Raw genomic sequence first — 17704 nt, forward strand, 5'->3', positions numbered from 1 at the left:
ATGATGAATTATGAATGATGAATGATGAATGATTCCAACTGGCAACCATTCATCATTCATCATTCATCATTATAATTCAAAGCTTTCGCCTTTTTTTGGAATGATCACCTGCGGATAGCCTTCTTCGGCCAGCGTAGCTTTGAAAGACTCCATACTCTCGTATTCTCCATGAACCAGGAAAATAGACTTGAGTGTTTCGGGCGATTGCATTGCCACAAAATTAATCAGGTCATTGCGATCTCCGTGTCCACTAAACACGTCAATTTTCTCAATGTTGGCTAGTACCTGATGATCCGTTCCTTTTATACTCAACGTTTGCTGTCCATTCAATAATCGCCAGCCCAGCGTTCCTTCGGCGCAATAACCAATAATCAGAATAGTCGCGTATGGATTGCTGATGTTTTCTGCAATGTGGTATTCAACCCGGCCACCCTGCACCATGCCTGATGATGAGATGATTATGCACGGTTCAGCAAAGTTAGACACCGCTTTGCTAGCCTTCGACGATTCCAGAAACTGGAAATTTTCGAAGTCAAAAAGAGTCTCGTTCTCCTTGTAAAACTCTTTGGCTTCAGTGTTCAGCATTTTAACATGCTGCATGTAAATCTTGGTACTTTCGTACCCCATCGGGCTGTCGGAGAAAACCCGGATAGGCGGGAAATTCCGTTCAGTATACAGCCGGTTAAGCGTATAGAGCAGAGCTTGTGTTCGACCAACGCTAAAAGATGGAATAATAAGTCGGCCAGGAATATCGATGCAGGTTCGCTGGATAATATCGGCCAAAGCGTCTTCGGGCGACATGGTATTTTCATGAAGCCGATTACCGTAGGTGCTTTCGCAAACTAAATAATCGACATTCGGCACCGTGCCGGGATCAACTAAGAGTGGGTAGTTTTTTCGACCAATATCACCCGAGAAGCAGATACTTTTACGCTCACCATTTTCGATTACGTTGATCACTATGTGAGCTGCACCCAGTAAGTGACCCGCCGGAATAAACGTGACGTCTACGCCATCGGCCACTCTGAACTTCCGGTTGAAACCAATGGGCACTACATTCTCCATTGTTTCGCGAACTTGCAGACCCAAGTACAGATCTTTTTGCATCTGTACCTGACGATCTCTCACGCGCTGTTTTTTACTGGCGTTCAGCTCATTAATCCGCTTTTGGTTAAGCGAAGCTGCATCGTTGAGAAGCACATTGGTCAATGCGAAGGTTGGCTCGGTACACAAAATCTGACCTTCGTAACCTTCGCGAAACAGGTTGGGTAGATTGCCCGAATGATCTACGTGCGCATGTGTCAGTAGAACCAGGTTAATACTTGAAGCCTCAAAAGGGAAAAATCCCGGATGAGTAACGGCGGGGGCCGTCTGACCGTTCGAACTGGCCTCTCGTGGCCCGGATCGTTCCATGTCCGAGCCACAGTCAATCAGGATGCGGTAATCATCCTCCAGTTCCAGCAGGTACATACTACCTGTTACTTGCCGGGCTGCCCCCAGAAATGATAATTTCATGCGTACAACTTTAACTAATCAATATCGTATGTTCGATGACTTTGTGAAGGATGGCTTAAGGCAAGTTTGGTGGTGTGAATTCCGTAAGTTTGCAAAAGTACAAAATACACATCGAATCGCCTAACTGTTCCCAAATGCGCAGTATTCCCCGTTTTACGGCCAATTTGTCATTCATTTTACCCACTTGTGTACTTATATATTTTTCAACTGCACCTACGCTGGCGCAGGCTCCCCGTCAGCCTGATTCACTCGCTACACAACATGTAATGAGTTTGGTCGAATCCTTTCAGGCTAGCCCAGCTATACGCTTCGGGACAGTTGCGCTCTCTGTCCGGCGCGTGCGCGATAGTGAAGAATTAATTGGCTATAATGCCCGAATGAGTTTACCCTCGGCCTCAACGCTAAAACTCATCACAACAGCCACAGCCTTAGCTGTATTAGGCCCTACTTATACCTACACCACTACCCTCGAATACGATGGTACCATCAAAGACAGCATCTTAACGGGGAACCTATATATTCGGGGCACAGGCGACCCATCGTTAGGGAGTTGGCGCTTTATCAATTACAATGACCTGCCATCGCTGTTAAAAAGTTGGACCGACGCGGTCAAGTCAGCGGGTATTCGCAAAATTCAGGGAATGGTTGTGGGCGATGCCAGCTTATATGATGACTTGACCACACCGGACACCTGGCCTTTTGGCGATTTAGGCAACTACTATGGAGCGAGTTTGAGTGCCTTAAATATCAATGAAAATTTATTTCGTGTCTTTTTCAGACCCGGCAAAGTAGTTGGCACACCAACAACTGTCCTACGTACCGATCCACTTCTCCCCTACCTTAGCTTCCGCAATACGGTTACGACTGATGCTGCCCATACTGGCGATCAGGTAAATATTTACGGCGTACCCTTCATGAACCAGCAGTGGTTAACCGGGAAAGTGCCCATGGGTGAGCCCGCCAACGAATTCAGTGTGAAAGGGTCTTTGCCCGATCCGGCTTACTTTGCAGCCTATGCGTTACAAAACCAATTGGTGCAGGATAACATTACCATCAGTAGCCCACCCGTTTCAATTGGCGGGGGCTTACCTGCCAGCTTCTCAACTACTGGTAAACGTACTGTTCTCAATCAGCATAAATCCCCCCCGTTGACCGATCTGGTCCAACAAACGAATTTTCAGAGTATCAATCTATATGCAGAAGCATTTTTGCGAACAGCGGCATTGGCACTGAACAAAAACGTAAAATCGACCGGCAGTAGCCTGGAAGCAGTAAATACATTCTGGAAAAGTAAAGGAGTCAATCTGGATGGATTCCGGATTCGGGATGGTAGTGGCCTATCGACCGTTGGCGCTCTTACAGCCGATAATATGACCGGGATTCTAAGCGCTATGGGTCGTGAAAAATCGTTTCCGCAATTTTATGAGACGATTCCGGTAGTAGGACAAACCGGCACTGTGCGTAGTCTGGCACGAGGAACAATTGCAGCAGGCAATATTCGGGCGAAAAGTGGCTCTATCGAAGGCGTCCGAGCCTATGCGGGTTATTTCACAGCCGCAGATGGCGAACAAATGAGCTTCTGCGTATTGGTTAACAAATTCACGCCCGGTCAAAGCCGTACGGTAACCAATGAACTAGAGAAAATTTTTGTAGGATTAGTTGGGTTGAGTGGTAAATAAAATAGCGCGAGCTTCCGCCCGCGCTATTTTATTTACCTTCTTCGTGTTCACAGATGGTTACCACATTGAACCAGTACTGACCAATAGCTTTGGTTACTTCACTGAGTCGCTGAAAGGTTGGAGGCTTGGTAATGAAACTATTGGCTCCATTAAAATAGGATGTTTCCACATCGTCTTTCGCATCAGAGGTAGTTAATACCACAATTGGAATATGCCGAAATTGCTCATCGGCCTTAATTTCCCGCAAGGCTTCCCGACCATCTTTTCGGGGCATATTCAGATCCAGCAGAATTAGTTCTGGCAACGTATGATTAGCACCAGCATACCGGCCTTTATAGGTCAGGAAATCCATTAAGTCTTCTCCGTCTTCCGCAAACGAAATACGACTGGCCGGATAATGTTGATGAAAGGCCTCCCGCGTGAGATAACGATCATCTTCGTCGTCATCAACGAGTAGGATATGAATAAATTTCGATTGAGGTTGGTCTGTCATAATGTTGTAGCAATTGGCTTTCGGGCAACACGACTACGAAAGTAGCTCCTTCCTGGGGCTGGCTCCGGGCCGTAATAAATCCATGGTGGTACATAACAACACGTTTGCAAATGGCCAGACCGATACCCGTTCCTTCAAAAGCAGTTTTGCCATGTAATCGTTGAAAAACTTTAAAGATGTGGTCTAAATATTTCTCCTCAAATCCAATTCCATTATCCTCAATGATAATTTCTACATAAGATCGATCGGCAGTTAAACCAACGTAGTCTTCTCCATTAACTGGCCTTGACTTAATCCGTAGCACAGGTTGTACACCGGGCCTGGTAAATTTAAGCGCATTGGAAATAAGGTTATTAAACAGGTGGTCCATTTGACTGGCCACCGCCTGAATAACGGGCAACTCGCCTATTTCAATCCGAACATCCAGTCCTTTAATCCGTAATTCCTGATCATCCAGAATACGCTGGACAATATCGCTCAAAGGTACTGGTTTGAAGTCTTCCTGATGATTAGAAATTCGTGAGAAATTCAGTAAATCTTTAATAAGCTTGGACATTCGCTCCGCCGAGTGCGAAATCTTGCTCATAAACAGCATACTATCTTCATCGAACAGATTGCCGTAGCGGTCGGTGATCAGATTCGAAAACGATTGTATTTTCCGTAAAGGCTCCTGCAAATCATGACTGGCTACAAACGCAAATCGTTCCAGTTCTTCATTCGATGTTTCCAGTTGGCGAATCTGCCCTTTCAATTGCCCCTCATACTCACGAAGCTGGTCTTCAGTTGTTTGGCGATGAATCAGCTCCTGCTCCAGCAAACGGTAGGAAATGGCAAGAACCATGAACGTCAGTAACGATAGTGAGAAAATAATGACAAGCGTATTTCGAAAAGATCGTTCTGCCTGCCGATTCCGCATATCCATCAGTATCCGTTCGGTATCGACCATCAGCGTCACCTGAGACCTAAGGGCATCCATCGTCCGCTTACTTTCTACGTTTACAGCCCAGTTTTGCTTATCCGTAACCTTAACGCCTATTCGAACTTTTGTTATGGCTAATTTATCCTCAATCAGTTGTTCTAACCTAACTCGTCGCTGAATTTGAACCCGATTGTCATTGCAAAGGATTCGCAATTGCCTTATCTGTTCCGGTAACAACCGTAAGGCCATTTTATAGGGAGACATGTAGGTCGAATCCTGACTAATCACATACCCCCTGGAACCCGTCTCAGCATCTTTCATTAACGACAAAATGCGTTCAAGCGTCCCTGTCACTTCGTACGTATGCCGAACCCGCTTTGTGTCCTCACTATACTGGTTATAGCTATAAAACGATATGATAAACCCCGATGCAATGAGCACCATGGCCATAATGAATCCGAGCGCAATGCGACGGTTCATTACTTTAGGTGCAAACCGGGGAACAATTTTCATAACGTATAGTCGGGTAGTTCCAACAAATGTAAAAAAGAACTGCCAACCATAAGAGTTTCGGAGGATGGCAATCTCGTTAACTTATTCTATAACGATTCAACTACTAAATTATGGTTGGTATAGATACACACATCTGCCGCAATATGCAGACTCTCCCGAACCATTTCCTCGGCCGATAGTGCTGTAGCGTGTTTTTTCAGAGCAATTGCCGCCGACTGGGCATACATGCCACCAGAACCAATGGCCGCAACATCACTGTCAGGCTCAATTACATCGCCGGTACCCGATATCATTAGAAGGTCTTCTTTAGAGGCCACAATCAGCATGGCTTCCAGTTTTCGTAGATAGCGATCTGTACGCCAATCCTTGGCCAGTTCGATGGCGGCCCGTTTAAGGTTACCCCCATAGGCATTCAGCTTTTCTTCAAAACGTTCGATCAGCGTAAACGCATCGGCAGTAGAACCTGCAAAACCGGCCAGCACTTTGCCGCCCATCAGCACACGTACTTTCCGAACATTACTTTTGGCAACGGTATTGCCCATTGTGGCCTGACCATCGGCACCGAGGGCTACCTGCCCATTGTGTCGAATCCCAACCACTGTTGTTGCATGAATTTTGGGTAGCATGAATTTTGAGTTATTGGTGGGTATAACGTTTAGTTTGACGTTTGTAGTTCGATGTTTGACGTTGGATAATGCATCCCAGCCTATAAATCAACTAACATCAACCGTCGAACTACAAACGTCAAACTAGCTTTCTGCAAACGGGATTGGTCGGTTGACGCTTTCTTCGAGGGAAATAAAGGTTTCCGTTCTCTGAATACCAGCCACTTTCTGAATTTTATCGTGGAGCACTTCACGCAAGTGCTGGGTATCCCGACAAACGATTTTGGCGAAGATGCTGTAAATACCCGTTGTATAGTGAACATTGACAACCTCAGGAATTTTTTCCAATTGTTTGGAAACTTCCTCATAAAGTGAGCTTTTGTCCAGGTAAATCCCCAGAAACGCACTAATATCCCAACCTAGCTTGGCATGATCGATCACCAACTGCGATCCTCGTACGATGCCCATTTGCTTCAGTTTATTCATGCGAACATGAACGGTTCCTCCCGATACGAAGATTCGTTTGCCGATTTCAGTATAAGCCATATTGGCATCCTGCATTAGTAAACTCAATATTTTAAGATCAGTATTATCAATTTCTAAATTTTTTTCGGTCATTTTAGTTTTATTTTCGACGAGTCATACCAAAAGTATCGTTTTTTTGAACACATTGTAAATTTTAAGAAATTTTTATGTAAAATTTGCAATAGGCCGATCACATAAGCTATCTTTGTATTGTCAAGTTGATCGAGCGGGGTCACACGCCGGTCTTCTTGGCTTTTTTTCTCACACTGTAGGATGTCGAAATTGGCAGACGTGCCCTCCTGTCTCGGGGGTGGTGATAAAGGATAAACGCAGCATAATGCCGCCCTCGTGGCGACTGGGGTTGACCACCAGAGTTGTACTGTAGCTAACTGCACCGTGGGCGGTTCGAGTCCCCCTCCTACAGCATTTGGTTTTTAGTTTGTTGATGAAGTGTAATTGAACACGCCGGCTCCCCGATGAGTCCGGCGTTTGTTTTTTTCGGGCCGTTTTGTTTCTGAACTTAAGCCCGACTTTTTTGCGTATTTTTGCCTTTTATTTGCTAGAATCCTCCGTTATTCCAACGTGAAACATATCCGTAATTTTTGCATTATTGCGCACATCGACCACGGTAAAAGCACCCTGGCCGACCGATTATTAGAATTTACCAAGACCGTAGGTGCCCGCGATATGCAGGCCCAATTGCTCGACGACATGGACCTGGAGCGTGAACGTGGTATTACGATCAAGAGCCACGCCATCCAGATGGAGTACATGTACAAGGGTGAATTATATACCCTAAACCTGATTGATACCCCAGGGCACGTTGACTTTTCCTATGAGGTTTCTCGATCCATTGCAGCCTGTGAAGGCGCTTTGCTTTTGGTCGATGCGTCGCAGGGAACCGAAGCCCAGACGATCTCCAACCTGTATCTGGCCCTGAACAACGACCTGGTTATTATTCCCGTTCTGAACAAGATCGACCTCCCAGGCGCTATGCCCGAAGAGATTAAGGACGAGATGGTAGACCTGCTCGGTTGTGAGCGGGATGACATTATTCCGGCATCGGGTAAAGAAGGTATCGGTGTTCCTGAAATTCTGGCCGCTATTGTTGAACGGATTCCAGCCCCGAAAGGCGAACCCGCGGGCCCATTGCAAGCCTTAATTTTCGATTCTCACTTCAATTCCTATCGGGGTATTGAGGTTATATTCCGGGTCAAGAACGGCCGTATTCGCAAAGGCGACAAGGTGAAGTTCATGAACACCGGCAAAGAATATTTTGCGGATGAAGTCGGAACGCTCGGCCTGGTACAGGTTCCGAAAGATGTAATCGAATGTGGCGACGTAGGCTATCTGATTTCGGGCATTAAAGTGGCCAAAGAAGTAAAAGTTGGCGATACCGTTACAACGATCGACAATCCTGCCAGTGCGGCTATTCAAGGCTTCTCCGAAGTAAAACCAATGGTGTTTGCGGGTATTTATCCGGTAGAAACCAGCGAATTCGAAGACCTTCGCGATGCGATGGAAAAGCTCCAGCTCAATGATGCGGCCCTTGTATGGGAGCCGGAAACATCGGCAGCTTTAGGCTTTGGTTTCCGCTGCGGCTTCCTGGGCATGCTTCATATGGAAATTGTGCAGGAACGCCTGGAGCGTGAATTCGACATGACCGTGATCACCACAGTACCATCGGTACGTTTTGAGGTGATGACGACCAAAGGCGAAGAACTTCAGGTATCAGCTCCTGCCGAAATGCCCGAGCCAAACCTGATCGACTACATTGAGGAACCCTTTATCCGGGCACAGATCATCACAAAGGCTGAGTATGTGGGTGGCATTATGGGCCTCTGCATGGATAAACGGAGTATCCTTAAAAATCAGGTATACCTGACCGCCGATCGTGTTGAACTTCAGTTCGAGATGCCATTGGCCGAAGTCGTGTTCGACTTTTTTGATAAACTCAAGACGATCTCGCGCGGATATGCCTCTCTCGATTACGAGTTTATGGACAACCGTGAATCGGACATGGTGAAGCTCGACGTGATGCTCAACGGCGATAAGGTCGATGCCCTTTCCGCCATTGTTCACCGCTCGAAGTCGTACGAATGGGGAAAAAAACTGTGCGAAAAGTTACGTGAGTTAATTCCCCGCCAACAGTTTGAAATTGCGATTCAGGCAGCTATCGGCCAGAAAATCATTGCCCGCGAAACACTAAGCGCCCTGCGCAAAGACGTATTGGCGAAGTGTTATGGTGGCGATATTTCCCGTAAGCGTAAACTGCTCGACAAACAGAAAAAAGGGAAGAAACGCATGCGACAAGTCGGTAATGTCGAAATCCCGCAGGAAGCTTTTATGGCGGTATTGAAGATAAATTAATTAGAAGGCCAGCTCGGAAACGGGCTGGCCTTTTTTATTCGATCTTATTTCACCGAAGCTGTTGCAGTCCCACTTATTGGCCCCATTTTGATTTTCAAGCCAAAATCCTTGCCTTTCGAGACATCTTTCAAACTAACTGTATATTCCTGATGCCCAGCCCAGACAGTACCGTCATCACTGGGCTTAGGGGTTCCAAATCGAGCCGTAAAGTAAGCGCCGAGATCTTTCTGAAAGTCTGTTACAGACTGCTGGCTATTTAAAAACAAGTCCACATCAATAGCAGACACTTTTTTATCGGTCTGGTAATAGAGCATATCTGCCGACTCAAGATTTTTCAACTCAATCGTGTAGCCGATATGATCAGCGTCGCTTTCGAATGATTCCCCTTTTTCGAGTCCTTTTACTTTAGAAAACTCATCACCGAGATTAATGCCACGCCAATCCGTGTCTGCCGTTAACCCCAAGTCGGCCAAACGTTCTGTGATTTCCACCTCCGTAGTCAATCCGGAAGTCGCTGCGATTGCAGTTGAATCCGTGCCTTGTGTATCTGCCTGCTTTCGCGTGTTGCAGGCACTGAGCGTAAGTATTGACAGGTAAAAGACTGTTGCCAGATAACGAATTTTCATGGGTATGAAGTTGGTTCCGCAAAAGTAATGCATTACCCCCATTTACGATTGCTCTCTATTAATGGGCCTGCATACCAAAAATTGCCCTACGAACAGTAAAATTGGACTTTAAAAGTTTAATTCTGTACAAATCCCAACAATTAACTAGCTATATAAACTGAACTAAAAAAAAAGTAGTTGATAAGTATCTAACACGCATTGCGAATTGACTATTCTTATGCCTTTTTCTCTGTTCGGTGCTAGCAAAATTCCCCTTAACGACGTACACACTATCGAAAAAAGCATCCCCAATATAATTCTGTGGGCTGTTCCGGTGATGTTGTTTTTTACGGCTATCGAAATGGTCGTTACATATTATCAAGAGCGGGAGTTTTATGAGAAAAAAGAAACAATAGGGTCAATTCTGGTCGGTTTGGGCAATTTGGTCGTTACGGCAGCGCTTAAATTGGGATTACTTTACCTGTGTATCTGGATTTATAATCTGATTCCCTGGCGCATGGAATTGCAGTGGTGGACTCTATTGCCATGTTATATCATCTATGACTTTTTCAGCTACTGGGCTCATCGCGTTTCGCACGAACAGCGCTTCTGGTGGGCTACCCACGTTGTTCATCACTCGGGTGAATTTTACAACCTCACCGTCTCGTACCGCCTAAGCTGGATACAACACCTCAAAATCATATTCTTTCTACCTGTAGCCTTTATGGGTTTTCACCCGATCATTTTCTTTGTAACCAACCAGATTGCCGTATTATTCCAGTTTTGGGTTCATACGGAGTATATCCGGAAAATGCCTGCCTGGGTCGAGTATATCTTTGCCACGCCCTCCAATCACCGAGTCCATCACGGTTCACAAGAGCAGTACATCGATAAAAATTTTGGCGCGACATTTATTTTCTGGGATCGTATTTTTGGCACCTTCGAACCTGAAGGCGAGCCTGTTATTTACGGTATCACGACGAATATCCCGAATAAAGCAAATCCAATTTTTATCAATTTCCACGAACTCACCGATATGGTTGAGGATGTCAGGAAGGCAAAGGGAATCCGCAAAAAACTGTTTTATATTTTCGGAAGCCCGATCAAAATCGCGGAAGAGAAAAAGCGACAGGAGGCTGGCGAAACAGCCGAAGTTCCTGCCTGATTCGGCAATTAACTCGTCCGCTTATCATGCAGCAGCATATCGACTGCATCATTGAGTGAACCGGCCCTGGTAACCTGCCCTGAGTTGATAAAAAATATTTCATCGGCGCTTTCAATGGTATTCAGGCGGTGCGCAATGATAATTCGGGTGGTAGATTCAGGTAGATTTTGCAAGATTTCTTCCAGTAGTTGCTCGGTAACAGTATCGATGTTAGCCGTAGCTTCGTCTAGAATAAGCAGCTCTGGATTGCGTAAAACAGCCCGCATAAAGGCAATAAGCTGTTTTTGGCCTAAACTAATGCCATCGGCACTCGTCTGAACTTTGGTATCCAGACCATCATCAAAACGCTCTAGTAAACCCTCCAGATTGGCCTCATGGATTACCTCGGCCAATTGCTCGTTTGTGTGGCTCTGAAACTGCTCGTTACCATATAAAATATTATCCCGAACGGTACCCGTAAACAAAAAAGGTTCCTGCAAAATAAACCCAATTTTACGAGTACGCTCTTGGGGACTATAAGCACGAATATCTTTGCCATCCAGTAACACGGTTCCACTGGTTGGATCGTATAAACGGGCTATCAACGAAGCCGTCGTTGTTTTACCGCCCCCCGTTGGCCCAACCAATGCATAGGTTTTACCACGCTCCAGATCGAAATTGATGTTGTGCAACACCTCTTGCCCATTCGGATAACTAAAGGACACATGCTGGAACGATAGCAGTGCAGTAGTCGGCATCGTTAGTGGCTGCTCAACCGTTGTCAGGTTGGTTTGCAAGGCAAGCATGTGCGAAATACGATCCCAACCCGCCAGAGCTACCTGAAAGTTTGTCCACAAGGCAGCCAGTTGCCGAAGCGGATTGTAAAAGTTATTGACATACGACAGAAAGCTAATTAGCAACCCAATGGTAAATCGATTCGTTGCGATCAGGTAAATACCGAATGTCAGCACAATCAGTTGCCCAAAATTGGCAACCATGCCAATAACGGGTGCCATAATATTATTAGCCAAACCAGCTCCAATGGCTGTTCTATAGCTCTGTTGATTAGCCTCATCAAACCGTCTCCGAAAATAATCCCGGCGATTAAAGGCAATAATGACCTTGAAATTGTTCAGGCTTTCCTGGATTTCGGCACTCAAGTTCCCGACACTTTTTAGGTTACTGGCATTCTTCCGTTTCACCCAGGCGGAAGTCAATGCTGTGAACACCCACATCAAAAGAGCTGGCGACAAAGCAGCCGCCCCGAGCGGAAGATCGATGGACAATAGAAATATGCCCGCGCCGAACATAATAAAAATACTCCCCACAAACTGCATCAGTGACTGCGAGAAAAACTGATTGAGTTTGTCCGTGTCGTTGTTGATCCGGGAAATCAGATCACCCGCCTTATTTTGATTAAAGAACGCAACCGGCAACTCCTGCAATTTATTGAACACGGCATTTCGTAGTCGGAATAGTGTGCGCTGTCCTACTTCACCCATCATGCGAGTTTGTAGATAGTTGGTCCCGAACGCAACAACATAAAGACAAATCAGAATACCAGCATTTCGCAAAACACCATCGTATTGTTTGGTCTGAATGTACTTATCGATGGTATGACCAATCAGCATTGGCCCAACAAGCGTCAGTCCCGAATTGACCAGAATCGCCACAAACGCCAGGATCAGCGTTGGGCGTTCATCGTGAATAAGAGCCAATAATTTTCGGAGGGCTTTGTAGGTAGCGTTTTTTTCCTCTTTCTGCCCGGTCGCCTGGTTAAGATCGTAGTTCATACTGGCTGGTGCTGCGTTGCGACTGATAAATCTGAACGTATTCGGGGCTAGTGGCCATCAACTCAGGGTGAGTTCCCTTGGCAATAATTTCACCTTCCATAAGCAGAATGATCTGCTCGTACTCTTCAACCGGCGCAATCTTTTGCGTTACCGATAGTAAGGTTAGCTCCGGGTAGTTTTGTTGAACGCCCGCCAAAATCTTCTGTTCGGTATTGGAGTCAACCCGCGCGGTGAAATCGTCCAGTAACAAAACTTTCGGATTTAAGGCCAATGCGCGAGCCAGCATAATTCGTTGCTTCTGCCCCCCCGACAAACTAGCTCCCCGTTCCGAAACAAGGCTTTGGAGTTTGTCAGGCAATGACTCAACAAATTCTCGTAGTTCTGCCGTATCAATGGCTTTTTTCAACGATTCATCAGTCACCGTTTCACTAAAGGCTATGTTTTCGCGAAGGCTCAGGTTGAACATGATGCTGTCCTGAAACACAAACCCAACCTGCTGGTGAAAATTCTCTTCGTCATAGGAATCGATGGGTAGTCCGTCGTATTCGATGGTTCCAGAAGTGGGTTTCAACAATCCGGTCAGCAAAAACAAGAGCTGGCTTTTTCCGGCTGCCGTTGGGCCTACAATGGCGGTTCGCGTACCCGCTTTTACCGAAAACGAAACGTCTTTTAAGGCCGGCTTGTCGCCATAGTACATGGATACATTTTTCAGCTCAATATCGCCTTTAAGGGTTGCTTCTACTGCGCCTGTCTGCGCCGTTTCGGGTGCTTGCAAGACCGCATTGACACGTTCATACGAAGCCGATGACTGCGCAATCACGTTGCTCATAAATCCAATCACAATGATCGGAAAAACAAGCAGAGCGAGATAGCTGTTGAAGGCCGCGAAATCGCCCAGCGACATGCTGCCTGTAATAACAAAATGTCCACCCAGCACCAGAATCGCCAAACCGGCCATATTGGCGGTGAAGCTGATTACCGGAATCAGAGCCGCAAACAGACGTAAAATAGCGATACCTAAATCCTTTGCATCGGTATTGGCGGCTAAGAATTTGTCGTATTCGAGCTGTTGCGAGTTAATAACCCGAATCAAGGCCGAACCCAGAATACTTTCGTTGATAACCTTATTGAGCCAGTCAATTACCTCCCGACTCCGCATAAATAATACCCGTACTTTTTTCAGCAACAGGTAGAACGTAATGCCAATAATCGGCACAATGGTCAATACAGCCAGCGCCAGTTTCCAATTTATATTGATGAGCAGGATACTCGCGCCAATGATAATGCAAAGCGAAGAAACAATGGAAACAATAGCCTGCGAGACAAACATCTTAACCGAATCGATATCCGACGTCAGGTTTGTCAATAATTTCGATGGGTTTGTCTGCTGAATATAAATAAAGCTCTGGCGTGATATTTTGTCGGCTAACTGTGTTCGTAAATCTCGTGCGACACGCTCAGAGGCATAGGTTTGAACGATACTTTGCAGATACGTAAACACAAAAATGAAGAGCGTTGCCGACAGAAATTCGATAACAAGTGTGCGCAGCTCAAATTTCCCTGCCGAATAATCATCAATACCGTGTGAGATAAGCATCGGTAAGATGAGGTTCACTCCATTGCTGATCAACGCAAAAAGGATCAGCAACAGAATCATTCTGGAATACGGTTTCAGCAGGCTCAACAAAGAAGATGAAGGCTTTTTAGGAGCTTCTTTTTGTGGCATAGCTTTTTCCCAAAGATGAGCTTTGGACTTGGGTGAAGGTTAGCCCAAAGGTACTGAAATATGTAACGCGGACATCCTGTCCGCATAGATGAAAGACCTCTATCAACCAGATGAGATTGGGTTTCAACTATGCGGACAGGATGTCCGCGTTACACTATTACTTTTTGTCCTCAGTCTTATCTACCAACGGGGTTGTCACATCAACAATTTTGGTGGCCTTCCCCGTTTTCCGTTCTTCAATTTGCTCAAGGAGTTTCAGACCCATAAGCCCATTCATTGATCCTTCGGTACCATTACCTGCTCCGTTGATAACAATGTCGGGGATGACGCGGATATGCCCCTTGCCAATCTCTTCGGTGATCTTGAAGCGTGTAAAGTTTTCGTCGCCCATAGCCCGAACCTGCAACTCGTAGGCTTCGGCAGTCGAACGACCTATTGCCAGAATTTTCTCGGCTTCGGCATTACCAGTTTTAGCAATCCGTTCAGCTTCGGCATCGGCGGTTAGTTTTGTAGCTTCAGCATCAGCAGCTGCCTGACGACGACGGGCTTCGGCATTGGCCTCAGCTCTGATTTTCGTGGCTTCCGATTCGGCACCGACCTGTAATTTCAGGCTTCGAGCCTCCCCTTCCGATTTTTTCACGGCTGCATCAGCTGTACGCTGGGCAATCTCAACGCTTTGCTGCGCTTTCACGACTTCCCGCTGAATATCGGCTAATGCCGTTTCGCGTTCCATGCCCTGGCGTTTTTCCTGTGCCATCCGCTGGGTTTCGTAGGTTTTTTCTTCTTCCTGCGCAATCTTCCGATCAGTCAGGGTTTTCATTAGACTATCAGGAGGAACGATGTCGCCAATGAGCGTATCGACCGCATTTACGTTGTACACTTCCAATACAGCCCGAATGTGTTCACGGGCGGCTTCCTGCCTTTCTTTACGGGTACTTAAGAATGCAATTACATCGGAGTCCTGCGCTGAGTTCCGGAAATAGTTACCAATGGTTGGCTCCAGCACCTGCGAAACCAGGTTAGTCATGCTCCCAAAACGGGCAATCACTTTAGGGGCTTCGGCCGATGGAATGTGAATAATCTGCGCTACGTCGAGGTTGAACGGGAAACCATCTTTCGAGCGGACTGTAATGGTCGACAGGTTTCGGTCAAGGGCGTGCGCTTCTGTTCGTGCGTTTGCCCAGTTTAGCACAAGGTTGGTAGTTGGTACGCCTTCAACTTTCATCGTAAAGGTATTGACAGGGTATTTACCTGGTCCCAGCGGCTCCATCCAGACACCCCGGAACCCACGTCGAACAATATTCCCATGCTTAAATGACTCACCTGTCAGGTCTTCGCCATCTTCACCTATGTACGAAATCACAACCCCAACATGGCCAATCGGCACTTCAGTCATCGGTATCTCTTCAATCTGAATGGCCCAGGGATTGATGTAATACGAGCCCGCCAGCACCACCTGCGGCTGAAGTCCACGATTACCGCCATTTTGCAGGAAGAAATCGACGTTCTGGAAGTTGTTATGCCCTTCAACGTTCCGGCCAGCAATCTGCCCCGGCAGTAAGGGCGCTCCATCCAGCGTTGTAATAATACCAACCATGTTTTCCTTGATGACGGTCATATCGGCAATCGTAACCGTGAACGCATAGGGGTTTATCCGATAGGTACCGGGTGTGAGTACAGCTGTCTGCCGACCCTTTTGGCCTCCACTGCTCAGAAAGCGCTCAGTATCCTGAAAATTATCGGAATCGACACGCCTAGCCAGGATATTACCGGTTGGCAATTCGGCTCCATCGTTAGATAGCACTAAGCCAATTTTACCTTCTGGTACAACCGTAAAGGGCTGCATCGTGATACCGTACTGCCAGGGCCACATCCACCAATACAAGCCAGGTGCCAGCGTTTGTGCCTGATAACCGGCCTCACCTTTGGTAGCAATGATCCGGCCATCGGGTAAACCCCGATCTGTACCAACAAGCACATATTTTTTGGTTACGAGACCTATCCGGTCTTCGGGAACAATGACCATCCCGAACAGAAAGCGTAGGACTAATTTATAAAGCACTACGGCCATTAAGAGCAGGGCTACCCAGCCCCACGTCGATACAAGGGATAAAAATTCCATGAATGAACTGGTGTTAAACGGTTAAGAAACTGAAAAGTAAGTGAAAGAAAGTCGGAGTCGAATGACTCAGTTAGCAAGCGGGGAATCAGAATGATACGTCTACATTGGAGTAGCGATTAGTTGGTCAGATGACACGTCAAATGTAGAAGCAACTTAATCTCAACGTAGCAGAATTAGGATGATTGGTTACAGAAAGCTAAAATTGTGCAGGGGATTTGATGAGCGGCTTAATCTACAACTCCTGCGCCAGATTGAAGAAAAATCCGGTCTTACCTTGCGCGTTAATGGTGCCGCTGAATCGAAGTACCAGATTATAAAAACTCACCACATCGAGGCTCAATCCCGTACCGGCCAGAGGTTTGTTCGCCAGTAGGCTCTGGTATTGCTCCGCCACAGTACTATGAACATAACCTGCATCGGCAAACACCGTCAGGTAAGCAGCAACGGGTACCGTATTGAACTGCCGGACATGCAACCAGTTCAGCTGCTTCCGAACATTAAATAGCTGATAACGAAGGCTATTTCGCCAAATAAAAGTTCGTTGTCCGTCTACCACATACAGCTCATAACCGCGCACCATATCGCTTGAACTTCCCAGTCCACGTAGACTAAAATAAGGCTGCCGTGTAGGCCAGGTCGAGCGCCCACGCAGGCTCCCGGCATAGTAGAAATGTTTGCCTAATGACCAATACCGGGTAGCGGCTGCTGAGATGTCCAGGAAATGAAAATTATCGCTTGGTAAAATACCCGAAACACCGATTCCTCCCGAAATCAACGTGCCCTGAAGCGGGTAAACCACGTTATCGCGCCGGTCGTATCGGTAACTATAGGTCAGCGCCATAAACTGGAGGCTTGTACGGCTATCCAAAAAATAATCAGGATTCAGTCGGACAATGGTATCAGCGACAGAGTACCGTGTGTACCGTGTGTCAAATGTATGGTAATGGTACAACCCCCTGCGGTGCGTCAGGGTTAGCGCTGCGTAAGCACGCTCGCGGAGCGTTTCTTCTGACTTTACATAAACCCACTTATCAAATTGCGTGCGATATGGGATTTCTTTATTGGTCATGTAGCCAATATCGACCCGTAAACCAATTTTTTGCGCCCGATCAATGTACGGTTTAGAGTACGACAAAACCGTACGCTGTAAAAAGCCTCGTTCAAAGGCTATCTGGAGTTTGTCGTTATTGCCCGTTATGTTGCGATAACTCAGATGCCCTCCGTAAATAACCCGGCTAAAGTCGTGCCCACGATCATACCACCATTCATTAAAATTTCGGTCGGCCAGATCAAAAACCGGATAGGCAACGAAATACCATCGTTCCTTCATGGTTACGGTCAGATCGAGCTGGGACAGTCGGGTAGAATCTGGAGATGGTATCAGTTGGGTACTAATATCAACCGTTACAAAGAGCGTGGTGTTGTTGATATTCCGTTGATCCCAGGCAATTCGACCGGGTAAATCGGACAGTCGAACAGAGTCACCGACCCGCAAAGTCATTTCGCGAAGAATAATTCGATCACGCGTACGGTAATTTCCTTTAAGGATTACAGAACGGATAGTAACTTTCTGAGTCGAGTCAATCGGGAAAACTGCAAAAGCCTCTAGAGAACTCAACAGAAACACCGTTAGCGCCAGAATAACGGTTGGCCACGTTTTCGGAATCATTCTCAAAAGTACGTCTTTTCAAAAAA

Annotated in this window: 13 protein-coding genes; 3 read left to right on the forward strand and 10 right to left on the reverse strand. The window is 46.5% G+C overall.

What is annotated here, in order from left to right:
- Window positions 1-69: 69 nt before the first annotated feature.
- The gene (locus H3H32_RS15930) at window positions 70-1515 is read right to left on the reverse strand and encodes an MBL fold metallo-hydrolase RNA specificity domain-containing protein (RefSeq protein WP_182463631.1); all 1446 of its coding nucleotides are present in this window, start codon (window positions 1513-1515) and stop codon (window positions 70-72) included.
- A gap of 134 nt (window positions 1516-1649) precedes the next feature.
- Between H3H32_RS15930 and dacB the strand changes: the two genes are divergently transcribed.
- The gene (gene dacB, locus H3H32_RS15935) at window positions 1650-3194 is read left to right on the forward strand and encodes a D-alanyl-D-alanine carboxypeptidase/D-alanyl-D-alanine endopeptidase (RefSeq protein WP_182463632.1); all 1545 of its coding nucleotides are present in this window, start codon (window positions 1650-1652) and stop codon (window positions 3192-3194) included.
- A 28-nt stretch (window positions 3195-3222) separates the two neighbouring features.
- Here dacB and H3H32_RS15940 read toward each other — a convergent pair whose 3' ends face one another.
- The 4 genes from H3H32_RS15940 to H3H32_RS15955 form a co-directional block, all read right to left on the reverse strand.
- The gene (locus tag H3H32_RS15940; RefSeq protein ID WP_182463633.1) at window positions 3223-3687 is read right to left on the reverse strand and encodes a response regulator; all 465 of its coding nucleotides are present in this window, start codon (window positions 3685-3687) and stop codon (window positions 3223-3225) included.
- Window positions 3641-5119, reverse strand: coding sequence for a sensor histidine kinase (locus H3H32_RS15945; RefSeq protein ID WP_240543792.1), 1479 nt, complete (start codon window positions 5117-5119; stop codon window positions 3641-3643). Before H3H32_RS15945 ends, H3H32_RS15940 begins: the two co-directional genes overlap by 47 nt.
- Window positions 5120-5205: 86 nt before the next feature.
- Complete coding sequence (gene hslV / locus H3H32_RS15950; RefSeq protein WP_182463634.1) at window positions 5206-5745, reverse strand: ATP-dependent protease subunit HslV; 540 nt, start codon at window positions 5743-5745, stop codon at window positions 5206-5208.
- A 123-nt stretch (window positions 5746-5868) separates the two neighbouring features.
- Window positions 5869-6342, reverse strand: coding sequence for an Lrp/AsnC ligand binding domain-containing protein (locus H3H32_RS15955; protein WP_157589137.1), 474 nt, complete (start codon window positions 6340-6342; stop codon window positions 5869-5871).
- A 489-nt stretch (window positions 6343-6831) separates the two neighbouring features.
- On the opposite strand from H3H32_RS15955, the gene lepA reads away from it, so the two are divergent.
- Window positions 6832-8619 (forward strand): translation elongation factor 4, encoded by a 1788-nt coding sequence (gene lepA / locus H3H32_RS15960; RefSeq protein WP_182463635.1) that lies wholly within the window; start codon window positions 6832-6834, stop codon window positions 8617-8619.
- 44 nt (window positions 8620-8663) lie between these two features.
- Here lepA and H3H32_RS15965 read toward each other — a convergent pair whose 3' ends face one another.
- Window positions 8664-9245: a hypothetical protein gene (locus H3H32_RS15965; RefSeq protein WP_182463636.1), complete on the reverse strand. Its 582-nt coding sequence runs from the start codon at window positions 9243-9245 to the stop codon at window positions 8664-8666.
- Between the two features lie 217 nt (window positions 9246-9462).
- Between H3H32_RS15965 and H3H32_RS15970 the strand changes: the two genes are divergently transcribed.
- Window positions 9463-10389, forward strand: coding sequence for a sterol desaturase family protein (locus H3H32_RS15970; RefSeq protein WP_182463637.1), 927 nt, complete (start codon window positions 9463-9465; stop codon window positions 10387-10389).
- An 8-nt stretch (window positions 10390-10397) separates the two neighbouring features.
- Here the strand turns inward: H3H32_RS15970 and H3H32_RS15975 are convergent, their stop codons facing one another.
- The 4 genes from H3H32_RS15975 to H3H32_RS15990 form a co-directional block, all read right to left on the reverse strand.
- Window positions 10398-12161 (reverse strand): ABC transporter ATP-binding protein, encoded by a 1764-nt coding sequence (locus tag H3H32_RS15975; protein ID WP_182463638.1) that lies wholly within the window; start codon window positions 12159-12161, stop codon window positions 10398-10400.
- The gene (locus H3H32_RS15980) at window positions 12145-13887 is read right to left on the reverse strand and encodes an ABC transporter ATP-binding protein (RefSeq protein WP_182463639.1); all 1743 of its coding nucleotides are present in this window, start codon (window positions 13885-13887) and stop codon (window positions 12145-12147) included. Before H3H32_RS15980 ends, H3H32_RS15975 begins: the two co-directional genes overlap by 17 nt.
- 157 nt (window positions 13888-14044) lie before the next feature.
- Window positions 14045-16009 carry an SPFH domain-containing protein gene (locus tag H3H32_RS15985; protein ID WP_182463640.1) on the reverse strand — a complete coding sequence of 655 codons (1965 nt, stop codon included), beginning with the start codon at window positions 16007-16009 and terminating at the stop codon, window positions 14045-14047.
- A 232-nt stretch (window positions 16010-16241) separates the two neighbouring features.
- Window positions 16242-17678 (reverse strand): BamA/TamA family outer membrane protein, encoded by a 1437-nt coding sequence (locus H3H32_RS15990; RefSeq protein WP_182463641.1) that lies wholly within the window; start codon window positions 17676-17678, stop codon window positions 16242-16244.
- Window positions 17679-17704 lie beyond the last annotated feature (26 nt).

The sequence above is a fragment of the Spirosoma foliorum genome (assembly GCF_014117325.1).
GTDB classification, from domain to species: Bacteria; Bacteroidota; Bacteroidia; order Cytophagales; family Spirosomataceae; genus Spirosoma; species Spirosoma foliorum.

What these genes read in the sequence shown, in the direction of transcription:
- H3H32_RS15970 (WP_182463637.1), top strand. Translation starts at nt 9,463, where the DNA reads ATGCCTTTTTCTCTGTTCGGTGCTAGCAAAATTCCCCTTAACGACGTA.
- H3H32_RS15975 (WP_182463638.1), bottom strand. Translation starts at nt 12,161, where the DNA reads ATGAACTACGATCTTAACCAGGCGACCGGGCAGAAAGAGGAAAAAAAC.
- H3H32_RS15985 (WP_182463640.1), bottom strand. Translation starts at nt 16,009, where the DNA reads ATGGAATTTTTATCCCTTGTATCGACGTGGGGCTGGGTAGCCCTGCTC.
- H3H32_RS15945 (WP_240543792.1), bottom strand. Translation starts at nt 5,119, where the DNA reads ATGAAAATTGTTCCCCGGTTTGCACCTAAAGTAATGAACCGTCGCATT.
- H3H32_RS15980 (WP_182463639.1), bottom strand. Translation starts at nt 13,887, where the DNA reads ATGCCACAAAAAGAAGCTCCTAAAAAGCCTTCATCTTCTTTGTTGAGC.
- H3H32_RS15965 (WP_182463636.1), bottom strand. Translation starts at nt 9,245, where the DNA reads ATGAAAATTCGTTATCTGGCAACAGTCTTTTACCTGTCAATACTTACG.
- dacB (WP_182463632.1), top strand. Translation starts at nt 1,650, where the DNA reads ATGCGCAGTATTCCCCGTTTTACGGCCAATTTGTCATTCATTTTACCC.
- H3H32_RS15955 (WP_157589137.1), bottom strand. Translation starts at nt 6,342, where the DNA reads ATGACCGAAAAAAATTTAGAAATTGATAATACTGATCTTAAAATATTG.
- H3H32_RS15930 (WP_182463631.1), bottom strand. Translation starts at nt 1,515, where the DNA reads ATGAAATTATCATTTCTGGGGGCAGCCCGGCAAGTAACAGGTAGTATG.
- H3H32_RS15940 (WP_182463633.1), bottom strand. Translation starts at nt 3,687, where the DNA reads ATGACAGACCAACCTCAATCGAAATTTATTCATATCCTACTCGTTGAT.
- hslV (WP_182463634.1), bottom strand. Translation starts at nt 5,745, where the DNA reads ATGCTACCCAAAATTCATGCAACAACAGTGGTTGGGATTCGACACAAT.
- H3H32_RS15990 (WP_182463641.1), bottom strand. Translation starts at nt 17,678, where the DNA reads ATGATTCCGAAAACGTGGCCAACCGTTATTCTGGCGCTAACGGTGTTT.